The sequence below is a fragment of the Amycolatopsis acididurans genome (assembly GCF_012328925.1).
Classification (GTDB): domain Bacteria; phylum Actinomycetota; class Actinomycetes; order Mycobacteriales; family Pseudonocardiaceae; genus Amycolatopsis_E; species Amycolatopsis_E acididurans.
In genome coordinates, this window is record NZ_JAAXLS010000089.1 from 1 (window position 1) to 14,719 (window position 14,719).

Below are 14,719 nucleotides of genomic sequence, written 5' to 3' on the forward strand. Positions count from 1 at the left end.
GGGCAGCTGGGGGAGCCGGCGCCGGTGCGGCTGAGCCGCATGCGGTCATGGCCGCGACGAGCAGCGTCAAGGTCATGACGGCCACGCCACGAGCTGCCTTCCCGGCCGCCATCCCCGTCCTCTCCTGCTGATCCCGAGCGAGCACACGATTCCCGGCATTCGCTGTGAAGACGCTGAGGACCAGCGGCCGGGAAAGTCCGGCGAGAAGGTCATACCGGACCAAACTGTTGTAAATGGACGGTTCGCTGAAAGGTGGTAACCAACATCACCCGTTGTCGTTAACCGTTGAACCGGAATCGACACGGGAGGTGACCAATGGGGCTGTGGCGAGGCGCAAGGTCCTTGATTTCACTCGGAACGGTGATTGCAGTGTGCACGCTTGGCGTACCCGCTGCGGCGTCAGCGGCGGGGCTGTTGACGGTGACCCAGAACCTGCTGCCAGGCCTGGCCAACGCCACCGCGCTCGGGGCCGCGCCCGGCGACACGCCGATGTCGCTGATGATCACGCTCGCCCGGCCTGATCCCGGCGGCGAGCAGGCGCTGCTGGACGCCGAGCACAACCCCGCCAGCGCCCGCTTCGGCCAGTTCCTCACGCCGGCGCAGTTCGCGTCCGAGTTCGGCGTGCCGCAGTCGCAGTTCGACCAGGTGCGAAGCTGGCTGACCGGCACCGGCCTGCGAGTCGGCAGCGTGTCCGCGGCACGTGACCAGGTGAACGTCAGCGGCACGGCCGCGCAGGTGTCGGCCCTGTTCGGCACACCGATCCAGCGGTTCTCCTCGGCCGGCCAGACCTTCCTCGCCAACACCGCCGCGCCGGTGCTGCCCTACGGCCTGCCGATCACCAACGTGATCGGGCTGAACACGCTGCAGCGCATGTCCACGCCGGCGAAGGCGGCACAGGACACCTGCCTCGGCGGCACGTGCACCGGCGTGACGACCCCGGCCGATCTGTGGAGCGTGTACCAGCAGCCCGCCGCCTATCAGGGGCAGGGCCAGCCGGTCGCGATCTTCGGCGAGGGCGCGACCGACGGGGTGGTGACCGATCTTCGTGCCTTCGAAAGCAAGTTCGGCCTGCCGCAGGTTCCGGTGACGGTCAAGCACCCGGCGGGCGACACCGACTTCTCCGACGACTCCGGCCACGTCGAATGGAACATCGACACCCAGGCCTCGACGGGGATGGCCCCCAAGACCCCTGGCCTGACCCTCTACTTCGGACACGATCTCTCCGACGCCGACGTGACGAAGGTGTTCAGCCAGTGGACCGACGACGCCAATGGGCCGAAGCAGGCCTCGGCCAGCTACGGCGAATGCGAGACGGTGCCGGTGGCCAGCCCGATCGCCGGGCAGCCGCTGCTCACCAACCCGTCGCTGCCGGTCCAGCAAGGACTCGGCAACAACTCCGACGCCACGTGGACGCAGATCCTGCGGCAGGCCGCACTCGAGGGCAAGACGCTGTTCTCGTCCACAGGCGACACCGGTTCTTCGTGCCCGGTGGCGATCGCGCCGGTCATCGGCGCCGGTAACGGCGTGCTGAACCAGGGCTTTCCCGCCACGAACTCGCCCGCCTCGCTGCCCTACGTGGTCGGCGTGGGCGGCACGGTGCTCTACACCGACGGCGCCGGGCATCGCAGCCGCGAGTACGGCTGGGCCTTCTCCGGCGGCGGCTCGACCCTGTTCCACCCCGCGCCGTCGTACCAGCAGGGCACCCCGGGGCTGGCGCTGACGTGTGTGACCGATCCGCTCAAGGTGTGCCGCGGGATTTCCGATGTGGCCGCGCAGTCCGGTGACGTGCTGACCAACGGTTACTCGATCGTCTCCAACGGCAAGGCCACCACCGGTGGTGGCACGTCACTGTCGTCGCCGCTGTGGGAAGGTATGTGGGCGCGTGTGCAAAGTGCGTCGGCTTCGCCTGGCGGCAACGGGTTCGCCAACTACGCGCTCTACCGCGCCGGGAAGGATCCGGCGAGTGCGGCCAGGGACTACTTCGACGTGAACTCCGCGGACCCGGCCACGGGTCTGCCCGCGAGCAACGGCCTGTATCCCACCGCCCCCGGCTGGGACTACGTCACCGGCTGGGGAACGCCCAAAGTGGACGGACTGATCTGCGACATCGACCACACGGGCTGCTGATCACGTCCACGGTCTGCCCGCCAGCAGGGCCAGATGCAGGCCGACGAGCGTGTCCTCGAGGTCGAGTAGCCGCTTGCGTCCACTGTGGACCTCAGCGCGGACGAGTTCGGTCGTGGCGCCGACCGCGGCGAGGTAGGCCGAACGCGGGACCGCGGGCAGGGTGGGATCCTGCTCGCGGGCCCGCCGGTGCCAGACCTCGTTGAGGTGTGCGTACTGCCGCTGCGCCTCGACGAGCCTGGTGATCGCGCGCGGGCCCGCGCTGGGCAGTTCCAGGTAGAACACGCGCGCGAACTCCGGTTCGTCGGTGAGGAAGCGCAGGTACGCCCGGCACGAGGCGCGCAGCGCGTCCTCGGGCGGGGCGTCGGCGGGCAGGGCGTGGGTGGCCGCCGCGATCCGGTCCATCGCCAGGCGCCGCCCGTGCAGCGCGGCCGCGAGCAGGCAGTCGTCCTTGTCGGTGAAATGTGTGTAGAAGGCCGCGCGGGAGACCTTGGCGCGGCTGACCACGTCCGCGATCGTGATCCGCAGGTAACCCTGTTCCGCCGAGGCCGCGATGATCGCGCGGATGAGCCGCTCGCGCTGGGCCGCGCGCACCTCGTCGGCGGGCAGGCTCGCGCGCCCGCGCGGCAGGCCCGGCTCGTCCTCGTGCGTCCGGGCCAGCGAACCCTCTTGCTTCATGCACCCCTCGCTTCTAAAGTACGCCTTCGTACCGCTGAAGATCCGACAACACGGAAAGCAGCGTAGCCGCTGGTGAAGAGCCCGCGGGTGCGCTCGCCCACGCCGTCCAGGTTCCCGACGAAGCGAGCCGAAGGAGGCGGTCGGCATGACCGCACGCGTGACGGAAACGATCCCACCCACCAGAAGCGGGACGCTGTCGCGGCTGCTGTGGCAGCGACAGCTCCAGCACTACCCAGGCACCGGGCGGCGGTTCGCCTACCTCGCCATCGCCGTGCTCGCCACGATCATCCTGTACTACGAGCTGTACCTGCCCAGCGCGGTCTCGCCCGCGATCATGGCGCACTACAACATGTCGTTCTCGACCTACGTCTGGATCACCGCACTGGGCAACCTGCTCGGCGCGTTCGCGTCGCTGGTCGCGGGGCTGGCCGACCGGTGGGGCCGGGCGAACCTCGTCGTCTACGGGCTCGCGGTGACCGGCCTGCTCGTGCTGCTGGCGATGCCGCACGCACCCAACGGGCTGGTGTTCGCCCTGGTCTTCGCCGCCATCTCCTTCGTCGAGGGCATCATCCTCGTCGCGACCCCGGCACTGGTGCGGGACTTCTCCCCGCAGCTCGGCCGGGCCTCGGCGATGGGCTTCTGGACGCTGGGGCCGGTCGCGGGCAGCCTGCTGCTGTCGCTGATCTCCAGCAACACGCTCGACTCGCTGCCCGACTGGCGCGACCAGTTCACCATCTGCGGGATCACCGGGCTGGCCATGTTCGTGGTCGCGTTGTTCGGCCTGCGCGAGCTGTCCCCGCGCCTGCGGGATCAGCTGATGGTGAGCCTGCACGACCGGGTGCTGATCGAGGCGAAGGCCAAGGGCATCGACATCGAGGAGAGCCTGCGGCGGCCGTGGCGGCAGATGATGCACGTCGACATCCTCGGCTCCGCGTTCGCGATCGCGGTGTTCCTGATCATCTACTACACCGCGGTCGGCTTCTTCCCGGTGTACTTCACGACGTTGTTCGGGTTCTCGCTGGCCGACGCCAACGGCCTCGGCAACTGGTTCTGGGCCGCCGACGCGATCGCGCTGATCGCCGTCGGGATCGTGTCCGACAAGGCTCGGGTGCGCAAACCGTTCATGGTGTTCGGCGCGCTCGGCACGGTCGCGATGACGATCGTGTTCCTGACCCGCACCTCCCATCCCGACACCGGATATTTCACCTTCGCCTGGATCATCAGCCTGCTCGCGGTGTTCACCGGCATCACCTACGCGCCGTGGATGGCCAGCTTCACCGAGACCGTCGAGCGGCGCAATCCGGCGTTGACCGCGACCGGACTGGCGGTGTGGGGCTGGATCGTGCGCGTCGTGGTCGCCGTGTCGATCGGCGTGCTGCCGTTCGTGATCACCTCGATGAGCCCGCTCGTCGAGCACGGCGCGCAGGTGCAGACGCTGAGCCAGAAGTACGCCGCGCAGCTGAAGACGTTGGCGGCCGTCGATCCGGCGACCCAGGCCGCGCTGTCGGCCAACCCGAACGACCCGGCGGCCGCGACCAGGGCGGTCGGCGAGATCGCCGCGGCCGAGGGCGTCGCACCCACCGAGGCGATCGCGCGCCTGCGCGCCGTGGCCGCCGTGCCGGCCGCGGATCTGGCCTACCTCAAGGAACACGGCTCCGCCGTGCAGCAGGCCGCACACGACACGCCGGGGCAGTGGCAGAGCTGGTGGTGGGTGTGCGTCGGCGGGGAAGTCGTGTTCCTGCCGCTGATTCTGGTGATGGCCGGGCGGTGGAGCTCGCGCCGGGCACGCGAGGACATCGAGGCACACGAGGAGCAGGTACGGCGCGAACTCGCCGCGTTGCGAGGTGAGGACCAAGCGTGAAGCCTTGGGGGCGGTCCCGGCCGGGACCGCCCCCAATCCGGAAGGAGCGTCACACGGGATGAGTGAAGTCGCGACGGTCCGCGGGCCGGTCGACTCGGCCGAGCTGGGCCGCACGTACATGCACGAGCACATCTTCGTCCTGACGCCCGACGTGCAGCAGAACTATCCGGACGAGTGGGGAGAGGACGGCAGCCGCGAACAGGACGCGGTCGAGAAGCTGTCCGCGCTGGCGGCGCAGGGAGTGCGGACGATCGTGGATCCCACGGTCGTCGGGCTCGGCCGCTACATCCCGCGGATCCAGCGGGTGGCCGGGCGCGTGCCACAGCTGAACATCGTGGCGGCCACCGGGCTCTACACCTACGACAGCGTCCCGTTCTTCTTCGACCACCGTGGCCCCGCCGTCGGCATGGCCGAGCCGATGGTGGAGATGTTCGTCGGCGACATCACCGACGGGATCGCGGGTACCGGGGTCCGGGCGGGAATGCTCAAATGCGCGATCGACCGGCACGGCATGACGCCCGGCGTCGAACGGGTCATGCGCGCGGTCGCGCAGGCCCATCACCGCACCGGAGTGCCCGTCACCGTGCACACCCACCCGGAATCGCGCACCGGTCTCGACGTCAAACGCGTGCTCTGCGACGAAGAGGGTGTGGACCCGCGGCGCGTCGTGCTGGGCCACTGCGGGGACACCACCGACTGCGATCACCTCGCGGAACTGGCCGACGCCGGTTTCGCGCTCGGCATGGACCGGTTCGGCATCAATCTCGCCACCACGTTCGAGGCCCGCGCGGACACGCTCGTCGAGATGTGCCGTCGCGGGTACGCCGGGAGCATGGTGCTCTCGCAGGACGCCGCGTGCTACATCGACTGGGTCGAGCCCGCGGTGATGTCCTTGCTGCCGCAATGGCATTACCTGCACATCGCCGACGAGGTGCTGCCCTACGTCCGCGGGCGTGGCGTGCCGGAGGAGCAGATCCACACGATGCTCTTCGACGTGCCACGGCGTGTGTTCGAGGGCAAGTGAAAGGGCGGAGTGCCCGCCCGCCAGGGACTTCGGCCCCTCTCCGCGCCGGCCGTCCGCTCAGCACACTCGTGATCATGGATGCGGGAACGACCTTGCGGCTCGGCGACATCATGTCCACGCCGGTTATCGCCCTGACCCCCACCGCGACCGTCGACGAGGCGATCACGCTGATGCTCATGCGCGGATACACGACGTTGCCGGTCGTCGCCGAGGACGGGCACCTGCTCGGCATGGTCACCGAGTTCGAGGTGGGCCTGGCCCGCTTCGGCGACGGTGAAAGCGGTCCCGTGTCGACGATCATGAAGCGGCCGCCGGTGGCCGTCTCGGTCGGAGGCGAGCTGCGCGCGGTGGCCGCGGCGATGGCGGATTCGCGAACGCGCTGCCTGCCGGTGACCGACGGCGCGCGCGTCGTCGGCATGGTGAGCTGGCGGGATCTGCTGCGCGCGAGCAACGGCGGTCTCCGGCCGCCCGCAGGCCTGAGCTCGTCCTGAGCCCGCCCACTCACCCGCGTGACAAAAACGTTCGCGGGTTTCCCGCGTCGTGAGCGAAGTTCCGGTGACTTGTTGACCGTTGGTCAGGGCCTCGATAGCTTCGCTCGGGTGCCGGACTGCGTGACCTTCGACCTGCTCGTGGAGCATCCCCGGTCGGCCGTCTGGGAGGTGATCGGGACTCCGGAGCTCTATCCCCGGTTCTTCCGTGGGGTCGGCTCCTGCGAGCGAATCAGCCCCGACGCGCGCGCGAGTCGTTACCGTGCGCGGTTGAGCGTGTGCGGTCCGCCGACCGATCACGATCTGCGGGTGCTGCTGTCCAGGCCGGGAGAACAGCTCGTCCTCGACAGCGAGCCCGACACCGCGGGCTGCGTGTCCATTCAGCTCGACGACGTCGGCGAGCAAGCCACCATGCTGCGGTTCATCTTCTTCCGGCCACCAGGGCGGTCGAAGACGAGCGCGAACGACATCCGCGGCTGGATCCGCGACGCGATGGACCGCATCGGAAGGCACCTGTCCGAAAAACCCGAAGCGCTGCCCTCCGAACGGGCCCAGACCACGCTGCAGGTCGCCGGCGTGCTCACGTCCGCCGGCATCATCGCCCCGGCGCGGCCGGACCGGGTCTTCAAGCAGATCCGCGCGGTCAGCCAGTGGGGCGCGACCCTGGCCGGCGGCTACACGGCCGCCGCCGCGCGCGAGCCCCGCGGCACCGCCGTGATCGACGACGACGGCAGCGTCACCTTCGCCGACCTCGCCGAGCGGGCGAACCGGCTCGCGGCCTCGCTGAGGGAGATGGGCGCGGGGGAGGAGGGCAAGGTCGCGGTCATCTCGCGCAACAACGCGGGCCTGGTCCAGCTCATGCTCGCGTGCGGCCTGCTCGGCGCGGACCTGTTGCTGCTCAACATCGGCCTTGCCGAGCACCAGGTGCTGGAGGCCGTGCAGCGGCACGGCGCACGCGTCGTCGTCGCCGACGCGGAGTTCGCGCACCTGATCGGTGAGCTGCCCGGCTGCCTGACGATGGACGAGGCCGAGGAGCTCATCGAGCACACGCCCGGCACGCGCATCGCGCCGCCGGACCGGCCGGGCCGCATCGTCGTGCTGACCTCGGGCACCACCGGTTCGCCGCGGGGCGCCAAACGGCCGACGCCGAAAGGGCTCGGCGCCGCCGTCGCGCTGTTGTCGCGGATCCCGCTGCGCACCGGCGAGCGCATGCTCATCGCGGCGCCGCTGTTCCACGCATGGGGCCTGTCGGCACTGCAGGTGGGCATGCCGCTGCGCGCGACGCTCGTCCTGCAGCGCCGGTTCGACCCCGAGGACTGCCTGCGCGCGATCGAGGAACACCAGGTCACGTCGCTGTTCCTGGTGCCGGTGATGGTGCAGCGGATCATGAGCCTGCCGGTGGAGATCCGCGAGAAGTACGACACCTCGAGCCTGCGGATCGTGGCGAGCAGCGGGGCCGCCCTGCCCGCGGCGCTGGTCAACGATTTCATGGACTTCTTCGGCGACGTGCTCTACAACTTCTACGGCTCGACCGAGGTCTCCGCCGCCGCGATCGCCACCCCGGCCGATCTGCGGGCCGCGCCCGCCACCGCGGGATATCCGCCGCTGGGCACGCGGCTGGCGGTGCTCGGGCCCTCCGGCGAGCCACTGCCGCCCGGCACCGTCGGCTGGATCCATGTGGGCAACGACCTGCTGTTCGACGGCTACACCGACGGCAGCAACCGCACGATGCGGCACGAGCTGATGGAGACCGGCGACCGCGGCTACTTCGATGCCGACGGCAGGCTGTTCGTGTCCGGCCGCGACGACGACATGATCATCTCGGGCGGCGAGAACGTGTTCCCGCGCCCGGTCGAGGAGGCGCTGGCGACGCTGCCCGGTGTGCTCGACGCGGCCGTCGTCGGCGTGCCGGACGACGAGTACGGCCAGCGGCTGGTGGCCTTCGTGGTGCCGCATCCGAGAGCCGTGCTCGACGAGGACCTGGTGCGCTCCTACCTGCGCCAGCGCGTCGCGCGCTTCGCACTGCCCCGTGAGGTGCTGTTCCTGTCCGAGTTGCCGCGCACGCAGACCGGCAAGGTGCTCAAGCGCGTGCTGCTGGAAGAGCTGGCCTGACAGCCCGGAGCGGGCGCTTCACCAGCCCTCGGTGCCCGCGAGCAGTTGCCGCGCACGCAGCGCGATCTCCAGCTCCGACCGGGTTTCCGGATCATCGAGCCGCTCACCGAAGAGGTCCTCGAGCTGCCGCATCCGGTAGCGCACGGTCTGCGGGTGCACACCCAGCTGCCCGGCGATCTCCGGGGCGGTGCCGCTGGTCCGCAGCCACGCCAGCAGCGTCTGGCTCAGCCGTGACCGTTGCTTGTCCGTCAGATCGCGAAGCGGCGCGAGGTGGCGCCGGATCAGCTCCCTGATGAGGAACTCGTCCGACAGCAGCCACAGCGTCTCCAGATGGTCGGTGGCCCGCGTGACCGGCCCGGCCTCGATGATGCCGCGCGTCGCGAGCTCGACGGTCCGTCTCGCCCAGCGCAGCGATTGCGCGGCGCCGGGGAGGGCGACCGCGGGACCGATCGCCGCACGCCAGCCCGGCAGGGCGGCCGCGAGATCCTCGGCCGCCAGCAGGTCCACGCTCGCGAGCAGGCACGGTCGCGGGCCTTCGAGGTCGACGAGGATCTCCGGATCGAGCGCGGGCGGTTCGAGCTGGTGCTGGTCCGCGCGGGGCGCCAGTGCGACGGCGGCGATCCGGCCGGGCAGCGTCCAGCCGGTCGTGGCCGCCAGCGCGGCGACCGGCTCCGGGGAGGCGGGCGGATCGGTCAGCAGCAGCTCCAGCAGCTGCCGCCGCTGCCTGGCCCTCGTGCCGGCCACGCGCGCCCGCGCCGCCGCGTAGCCCTGCATCGACAGCGTGGAAATCTCCTCCACATAGGAGAAGACCGCTTCCGCGCCGACACACAGGAACTCCGTGGACAGCCCCATCGACTCGCTCACCGAGGCGAGGTAGCGCCATCCCGCCCGGCCGCCGACGCGGTAGGCCGACTGCAGCCGGGCCAGCCCCCGGCCCGCGCTGAACTCGACCTTGCCCAGCTGCCGGAACACGGCCATCCACGCTTCCTGCGGTGCCGCCGGATTCCCCAGGTTGTCCAGGCAGTGCAGTATCGCCTGGCGCACTCCGTGCATGATCGTCTTGCCCGCCGGGCCTTCCAGCGAGTGCGCGTATTCCGGCAGCGCGAGCTGGACTTCGCGCAGGATCTCCTTCGCCATCGGCTCGGCGTGCGGGTGGAAGGCGCGGGACAGCTCGCGGGGAAGGGACGCCCACAGCTTGCTCGCCCGGCCGATCCCTTCGACCGTCTCCCGCGCCTGGCGCGGAATCGGCGGCCGGGGCCTGGCCTCGAGCGGGCGCCGGGTGGCGGCATCGGTGGTCATCACTACCTCTGATCGCAACGAAAGTGGCGTCGCTGCCCTCGCAGCCGATCAACTCCATGACGGGGTTCACCTGTCAGAAGGAACAACATCGCACCCGTTGTCCAGGTTGGCAAGGATCTCTGCCGCGACCGGAGCAACGGGGCGCGCCGATCGGAGCAGGCGCTTACTGCGCGGTGACACTATCGGTATGCGTTTCGCGTCCGAACGTCACGACGGTCGCGACTCCAGCCGTTCGGAACGCAGCGCCAGCCGCAGGCCGAACCGCTCGTCCGGATCGTCGAGCCGGTCGCCGAACAGCCCCCGCAGCTGATGCAGCCGCGCCCGCACCGTCTGCGGGTGCACGCCCAGCCGTCTGGCGACCTCCGGCGCGCCGCCGCGGCTTTCCAGCCACACGAGCAGCGTCTCGGCGAGGCGTTCGCGTTGGTGACCGGCCAGCTCCGCCAGTGGGCCCAGCGCACGACGGCGCAGTTCCGCGGCCAGCAGATCGCCGTCGAGCAGCCACAGTTCGGCCAGCCGGTGCGCGCACCAGATGACCGGCTCGGGACCGTCGGTGCCGAGTGCGGCCAGGGCCCTGCGGGCCAGCTGGTGCGCCGAGGGCAGGTACGGGAGCGGAACGGTCGGGGAGACGGCCGCGCGCCAGCCCTGCCAGCGCCCGGCCAGCGGCACCAGGGCGGCTCCGGGTTGCGCGGTGAGCAGGCACGGGCGGCTGCTCTCCAGGTCGACGAGCACCTCGTCGTCGAGCAGTTCGACGGGAAAGGCGGCGTTGTCGCCGGTGCTTTCCAGCGCCACGACGGCCGCGGCACCGGGCAGCGTCCAGCCGGCGCCGTGCGCGACGGCCTCCGGCACGGGCGAGCCGGTGAGCAGCAGTTCGAGCAGCTGTTTGCGGCGGCGTTCGATCGTGCCGCTCGCGAGCGGCAGCGACTCGTTCTCCACCGCGGCCGCGGAGAGCTGTTCCACGTAGGCGAAAATGATCTCGGCCGCGTGCGCGAGCACCTGCGGTGACGCGCCGGTGTCGCGGATGACCGGCGCGACGTGCTGCCAGGCGACGCGCGCGCCGATCCGGGCCGCGGCGTGCAGCGAGCCGGAGTCGTGGCTTTCGGCGAATTCCAGCCGCCCCTGGGTGCGCAACAGCTCGATCCAGTCGCGGCGCGCGACATCGGGATCGCCGATGCTGTCGATCACGTGCAGCACGGCCTGTTCGACGGCCTCGGTGAAAATCTCGCCGGAACGCCCGGTCAGGGCGCGCGCCCAGGCCGGAACGCCGCGCCGCACCTCCAGCGCGATCGCCGCCGCGATCCGGCGCGCGCGCGGGCGCAGCTCGGCCGCCAGCCGGCGCGGACCCGCGGCGAGCAGCTCGGCATTGCGGTTCGGGACCAGCGCGTCCACCTCTTCCATCCCCGGAACGAGAGTGGTCATCGTAGGAGATGGAACGGGATTTCGGGTACGGAATCCACAAAGGACTTACCCGGCGAGTGCGTAGGACTCCGACTCGCGCAGCCGGGCCAGCGCTTCCGACTCCAGCTTGCGTACCTGGCCACGGCGCAGCCCGACCTGCTCGGCGGTCTGCGGAATCGTCCGCTGGCGGCCGTCGAAAAGGCCGTACCGCAACGAGATCACCTCTCGCTCCAGTGCCGGCAGATCACTCACCGAGGCACGCAGATGCGCCATCTCGGCGTCGTGTTCCACGGTCTGCGCGACGGTGTCGCTCGCCCCGGCGTCGAGCAGGTCGCCCAGCGCCGTGTCGCCGTCGTCGCCGACCGGGGTGTCCAGGCTGACGGTCGCGCGCCCGATGTCACGCAGTTCCTTGACCCGCGCCACCGACAGGGACGTGGCCTCCGCCAGTTCCGTCACCGTCGGCTCGTGGTCGTCGTTCTGCCGCAGCGCGCGCTCGGTCCGTTGGAGTTTGGTCAGCTGGTCGAAGGTGTGCTCGGGCAGCCGGATGGTGCGGCCGGACAGCGCGGTGCCGCGCTGGATCGCCTGCCGGATCCACCACATCGCGTAGGTCGAGAACTTGTAGCCCTTGGCGTAGTCGAACTTCTCCACCGCGTGGATCAGCCCGAGATTGCCCTCCTGGACCAGGTCGAGCAGCGGCAGCGTCCGGTCGCGGCGCTTGCGCGCGGCCGCGACCACCAGCCGCAGGTTGGCGCGGATCATGTGTTCCTTGGCGCGTGCGCCGTCGGCCACGACAGCTTCGAGGTCGCGCCGGTCCGCGGGCAGGTCCCCGCCACGACGAAGGAGTTCGGCGGCGTAGACACCCGCTTCGATGCGCTTGGCCAGGCGCACCTCGTCGTCCGCGGACAGCAACGGCGTGGCCCCGATCGCGTCGAGGTACTGGCGTACCGAGTCCGGTTCGGGGGTTTTCATCACGGTGTTTGCAACGCGTACGGCGGTGCCGGAATTCCGCTGAACGGACTACTCCAGACCGTCCCGGTCGGCCCACTCCAGCAGCGTGTCCAGCGAGTACACCGCCTCGTCGATGCCCTCGTGCAGGTCGCCGAGCTTGGCGAACCGCGCGGGCACGGTGGCGATGGTGCAGTCGCGGGGTTCGACGTCGTCGACCTCGTCCCAGGCGATCGGGGTGGACACGGTCGCCTCGGGATTGCCGCGTACGGAGTACGCGCTCGCGATCGTGTGATCGCGCGTGTTCTGGTTGTAGTCGACGAACACCAGCGCCGGGTCGCGGTCCTTGCGCCACCACGTCGTGGTCACGTCCTCGGGCGCGCGCCGCTCGACCTCGCGGGCGAAGGCCTGCGCGGCGCGCCGCACCTCCGGGAAGCCCCAGCGCGGTTCGATGCGCACGTAGATGTGCAGGCCGTCGCCGCCGGAGGTCTTCGGCCAGCCGACCGCGCCCAGTTCGTCGAGGACCTCGTGCGCCACGTGCGCGACTCGGCGCACGCGGCCGAAGTCGCACTCCGGGCCCGGGTCGAGGTCGATACGCCACTCGTCCGGCCGCTCGGTGTCGGCCCGGCGCGAATTCCACGGGTGGAACTCGACGGTCGACATCTGCACGGCCCAGATCACGCTGGCGAGTTCGGTCACGCACAGTTCGTCGGCGTAGCGGTTGTAGCGCGGGAAATGCACGCGGACGGTCTCCAGCCAGGGCGGCGCGCCGTGCGGAACGCGTTTCTGGTGCACCTTCTCGCCGCTGACCCCGGACGGGAAGCGGTGCAGCATGCACGGCCGTTCCCGCAGCGCCCGCACGATCCCGTCGCCGACGGACAGGTAGTAGCGCGCGAGATCGAGTTTGGTCTCGCCGCGGGCCGGGAAGTACACCCGCCGCGGATTGGAGATCCGCACCGTGCGCTCGCCGACCTCGAGTTCCTCCGCCTCCGTGGCCATGACGGAAAACCTAGCGCGAAACCCGGGACAATGCGGGTATGACCGAACGTAAGCCGTCCGGCATCAGCTTCGAGTCATGGGTCGACAAGCAGATCCGCGAGGCGGCGGAGCGCGGGGCCTTCGACGATCTGCCCGGAGCCGGACGACCCCTGCCCGGCCTGCGGCGACCGCACGACGAGATGTGGTGGATCAAGGACAAGATGCGGCGCGAGGGGCTGTCCTCCGACGCGCTGCTGCCGGAGTCGCTGCGGCTGCGCAAGGAGATCGAGCGGCTGCCGGAGACCGTGCGCGCGCTGCCGACCGAGCAGGCCGTGCGGGAGGTCGTAAGCGACCTGAACCGCCGCATCGCGGACTGGCTGCGTGCGCCGCAGCCGGGGCCGCGGGTGTACGTGGGACCGGTCCGTGCCGACGAGGTGGTGGCCGGCTGGCGGGCGAACCGTCCGGCCTCGCCGTCACCGGAACCTCCCGCCGAACCGCCGCGGCGCCGCCGGTGGTGGCGCCGCGGCTGATCACCGCCGCCGTTCGTCCACTGCGCCGTCGAGCAGCGGGCGAAGCTCGGCCACGACGGTATCCAGGGGGCGCACATCCTGGCTCGCCCTGGCCAGCAGGATCGCGCCTTCCAGGGTGCTGATCATCAACAGCGCCAATGACCCGCTGCGTCCGGGCGGCACGCCCAGTGCCTCAAGTTCTCCGGCGAGCGGCCGTTGCCAGCCCTCGAAGGCCTTGTGCGCGGCTTCGCGCAGAGCTTCGCTGGTGCCCGCGGTGTCGGCCGCCGCGGCCACGATCGGGCAGCCGGACGCGAAACCGGCCGTGGTGAACTCCTCGCGCCACTGCCCGGCCATCGCGGCGAACAGGTTACCCGGGGTCCGCTCGGTCAGCGCCTCGGCGTAGCGCCGCACGCGCCGGGCCGCGTAGTCGCCCGCCCACGCGATCGCCTCGTTGACGAGTTGTTCCTTGCCGCCGGGAAAATAGTGCGCCAGCGAGCCGCGCGGCGCTTGCGCGTGCGCCACGACCTCGCGCATCCCGGTGCCGCTCACGCCCTTCGTCCTGATCAGCTGCGCGGCGCTGAACACCATCCGCTCACGCGGTGACCTCGGCATGAGCCTCCTCTCGCAGGACGAGATCGTAATCGTGCTGGCCCGGCTCGGCCGGGGGCAGTCTGCGGAAACCGTGCCGCCGCAACAACGCGATCGCGGCCCCGTTGTTGTCCTGGACCGAGGCGTGCACCGTCCAGCCACGCCACCGCCCGGACCGCCGCAGCCAGCCGGTGAGGCCGTTGCCCAGGCCCCGCCGCTGCCATGGATCGGCCACCAGCACGCCGAGTTCGGCCAGCCGCGGCGTGGTGTCGGGGACGAGGTTGAGCAGTCCGGCCGGGGTCCCGTCGACAAGGGCGAGCAGGGCGACCCCGTCCGGTGGGCCGGCGAGGAAGAAGCGTTGGTATCGCGCGAGTATCTCGGCGGGATCGGGTTCGCCGCCGAGCCAGAAGCGGCGCCGCAGGCTCGCGGCGGAGCAGGCGAGCACGAGCCTGCCGACCTCGGCCAGATCCCCGGCCGCGCCGCGCAGTTCCCGGGCTATGACGGTTGTCATAAACCCGTTGTACCATGACGCGTGTCATAGCCGGAAGGGTTTCTCAAGCGTCGTGCACCGCCCGGCCCGCGAGGCGTGGAGCTAGGTCATGTCTGACAATGTGTTGGTCCAGGTGATCACGGCGTGGAGTACGACGGCCGCGCGGTAAACGGTGGCGAGTTTGTCGAAGCGGGTGGCGATGCCGCGCCAGTGTTTGAGCTGGTTGAA

Annotated in this window: 13 protein-coding genes; 6 read left to right on the forward strand and 7 right to left on the reverse strand. The window is 70.6% G+C overall.

The annotated features are described in order from the left end of the window. Positions 1 to 420 precede the first annotated feature (420 nt). Positions 421 to 2,127: a S53 family peptidase gene (locus HFP15_RS41250; RefSeq protein ID WP_168523934.1), complete on the forward strand. Its 1,707-nt coding sequence runs from the start codon at positions 421 to 423 to the stop codon at positions 2,125 to 2,127. Here the strand turns inward: HFP15_RS41250 and HFP15_RS41255 are convergent, their stop codons facing one another. Continuing rightward, a complete protein-coding gene (locus HFP15_RS41255; protein WP_168523936.1) occupies positions 2,128 to 2,802 on the reverse strand; it encodes a TetR/AcrR family transcriptional regulator in 675 nt (224 codons plus the stop codon). Positions 2,803 to 2,947: 145 nt separating this feature from the next. On the opposite strand from HFP15_RS41255, the gene HFP15_RS41260 reads away from it, so the two are divergent. The 4 genes from HFP15_RS41260 (at position 2,948) to HFP15_RS41275 (ending at position 8,287) form a co-directional block, all read left to right on the forward strand. Continuing rightward, entirely contained in the window at positions 2,948 to 4,663 is a 1,716-nt protein-coding gene (locus HFP15_RS41260) for an MFS transporter (RefSeq protein WP_168523938.1), read from the forward strand. Between the two features lie 58 nt (positions 4,664 to 4,721). Then, entirely contained in the window at positions 4,722 to 5,687 is a 966-nt protein-coding gene (locus HFP15_RS41265; RefSeq protein WP_168523940.1) for a phosphotriesterase family protein, read from the forward strand. Between the two features lie 74 nt (positions 5,688 to 5,761). After that, positions 5,762 to 6,178 (forward strand): CBS domain-containing protein, encoded by a 417-nt coding sequence (locus HFP15_RS41270; protein WP_168523943.1) that lies wholly within the window; start codon positions 5,762 to 5,764, stop codon positions 6,176 to 6,178. A gap of 108 nt (positions 6,179 to 6,286) precedes the next feature. Further along, a complete protein-coding gene (locus HFP15_RS41275; RefSeq protein WP_168523945.1) occupies positions 6,287 to 8,287 on the forward strand; it encodes an AMP-binding protein in 2,001 nt (666 codons plus the stop codon). 18 nt (positions 8,288 to 8,305) lie between these two features. Here HFP15_RS41275 and HFP15_RS41280 read toward each other — a convergent pair whose 3' ends face one another. From HFP15_RS41280 to ligD, 4 genes are all read right to left on the reverse strand, one after another. Then, positions 8,306 to 9,586 (reverse strand): PucR family transcriptional regulator, encoded by a 1,281-nt coding sequence (locus HFP15_RS41280; RefSeq protein ID WP_168523947.1) that lies wholly within the window; start codon positions 9,584 to 9,586, stop codon positions 8,306 to 8,308. A 207-nt stretch (positions 9,587 to 9,793) separates the two neighbouring features. Beyond that, a complete protein-coding gene (locus tag HFP15_RS41285; RefSeq protein ID WP_246272552.1) occupies positions 9,794 to 11,002 on the reverse strand; it encodes a PucR family transcriptional regulator in 1,209 nt (402 codons plus the stop codon). A gap of 45 nt (positions 11,003 to 11,047) precedes the next feature. Further along, positions 11,048 to 11,950, reverse strand: coding sequence for a sigma-70 family RNA polymerase sigma factor (locus tag HFP15_RS41290; RefSeq protein WP_168523949.1), 903 nt, complete (start codon positions 11,948 to 11,950; stop codon positions 11,048 to 11,050). Positions 11,951 to 11,998: 48 nt separating this feature from the next. After that, the gene (gene ligD, locus HFP15_RS41295) at positions 11,999 to 12,925 is read right to left on the reverse strand and encodes a non-homologous end-joining DNA ligase (protein WP_168523951.1); all 927 of its coding nucleotides are present in this window, start codon (positions 12,923 to 12,925) and stop codon (positions 11,999 to 12,001) included. Positions 12,926 to 12,963: 38 nt separating this feature from the next. Here ligD and HFP15_RS41300 point away from each other — a divergent pair, with 38 nt between their 5' ends. Then, a complete protein-coding gene (locus HFP15_RS41300; protein ID WP_168523953.1) occupies positions 12,964 to 13,434 on the forward strand; it encodes a DnaJ family domain-containing protein in 471 nt (156 codons plus the stop codon). Here HFP15_RS41300 and HFP15_RS41305 read toward each other — a convergent pair whose 3' ends face one another. Beyond that, a complete protein-coding gene (locus HFP15_RS41305; RefSeq protein WP_168523955.1) occupies positions 13,435 to 14,025 on the reverse strand; it encodes an LmrA/YxaF family transcription factor in 591 nt (196 codons plus the stop codon). It abuts the gene before it with no gap. Beyond that, positions 14,006 to 14,512, reverse strand: coding sequence for a GNAT family N-acetyltransferase (locus tag HFP15_RS41310; protein ID WP_168523957.1), 507 nt, complete (start codon positions 14,510 to 14,512; stop codon positions 14,006 to 14,008). Before HFP15_RS41310 ends, HFP15_RS41305 begins: the two co-directional genes overlap by 20 nt. Between the last annotated feature and the right edge of the window lie 207 nt (positions 14,513 to 14,719).

Excerpts from the sequence above, each read along its gene's own strand:
- HFP15_RS41255 (WP_168523936.1), bottom strand. The coding sequence starts at position 2,802 with ATGAAGCAAGAGGGTTCGCTGGCCCGGACGCACGAGGACGAGCCGGGC.
- HFP15_RS41260 (WP_168523938.1), top strand. The coding sequence starts at position 2,948 with ATGACCGCACGCGTGACGGAAACGATCCCACCCACCAGAAGCGGGACG.
- HFP15_RS41265 (WP_168523940.1), top strand. The coding sequence starts at position 4,722 with ATGAGTGAAGTCGCGACGGTCCGCGGGCCGGTCGACTCGGCCGAGCTG.
- HFP15_RS41270 (WP_168523943.1), top strand. The coding sequence starts at position 5,762 with ATGGATGCGGGAACGACCTTGCGGCTCGGCGACATCATGTCCACGCCG.
- HFP15_RS41280 (WP_168523947.1), bottom strand. The coding sequence starts at position 9,586 with ATGACCACCGATGCCGCCACCCGGCGCCCGCTCGAGGCCAGGCCCCGG.
- HFP15_RS41285 (WP_246272552.1), bottom strand. The coding sequence starts at position 11,002 with ATGACCACTCTCGTTCCGGGGATGGAAGAGGTGGACGCGCTGGTCCCG.
- HFP15_RS41290 (WP_168523949.1), bottom strand. The coding sequence starts at position 11,950 with ATGAAAACCCCCGAACCGGACTCGGTACGCCAGTACCTCGACGCGATC.
- ligD (WP_168523951.1), bottom strand. The coding sequence starts at position 12,925 with ATGGCCACGGAGGCGGAGGAACTCGAGGTCGGCGAGCGCACGGTGCGG.
- HFP15_RS41300 (WP_168523953.1), top strand. The coding sequence starts at position 12,964 with ATGACCGAACGTAAGCCGTCCGGCATCAGCTTCGAGTCATGGGTCGAC.
- HFP15_RS41305 (WP_168523955.1), bottom strand. The coding sequence starts at position 14,025 with ATGCCGAGGTCACCGCGTGAGCGGATGGTGTTCAGCGCCGCGCAGCTG.
- HFP15_RS41310 (WP_168523957.1), bottom strand. The coding sequence starts at position 14,512 with ATGACAACCGTCATAGCCCGGGAACTGCGCGGCGCGGCCGGGGATCTG.